The organism is Bacillus sp. SN32 (assembly GCF_002837495.1).
Classification (GTDB): domain Bacteria; phylum Bacillota; class Bacilli; order Bacillales; family Bacillaceae; genus Bacillus; species Bacillus subtilis.
Genome location: NZ_PJCT01000016.1, coordinates 1 through 667 on the forward strand (window position 1 = coordinate 1; position 667 = coordinate 667).

The window sequence follows — 667 nt, forward strand, 5'->3', positions numbered from 1 at the left end:
GATAACCCGAACCAGCCGCTTTCCAGCCTGTCACTGGTCACCGAGACAGAAAAGCAAGCGCTTCTTGAGGCATGGAAGGGCAAAGCGCTGCCTGTGCCGACAGACAAAACGGTTCATCAGCTATTCGAAGAGACTGTCCAGCGCCACAAAGACCGCCCGGCTGTCACATACAACGGCCAGTCTTGGACGTACGGCGAGCTGAATGCGAAGGCAAACCGTCTCGCGCGGATTCTGATGGACTGCGGCATCAGCCCGGATGACCGCGTCGGCGTTCTCACGAAGCCGTCGCTTGAAATGTCCGCCGCGGTGCTCGGTGTCTTGAAAGCCGGAGCGGCGTTTGTGCCGATTGATCCTGACTACCCGGATCAGCGGATTGAGTATATTTTACAGGACAGCGGCGCGAAGCTTCTCTTGAAACAGGAAGGCATTTCAGTGCCGGACAGCTATACGGGAGATGTCATTCTTCTCGACGGAAGCCGCACGATTCTAAGCCTGCCGCTTGATGAAAACGACGAGGGAAATCCAGAAACCGCTGTAACCGCGGAGAACTTGGCGTACATGATTTACACGTCTGGAACGACCGGACAGCCGAAGGGTGTCATGGTCGAGCACCATGCGCTTGTGAACCTGTGCTTCTGGCACCACGACGCGTTCAGCATGACAGCGG

General features: G+C 56.8%; 1 protein-coding gene. It reads left to right on the forward strand.

Annotation, left to right across the window (positions count from 1 at the left end):
• The coding region (locus CW370_RS21025) for an AMP-binding protein (protein WP_157829198.1) at positions 1-667 on the forward strand (667 nt) is incomplete at both ends.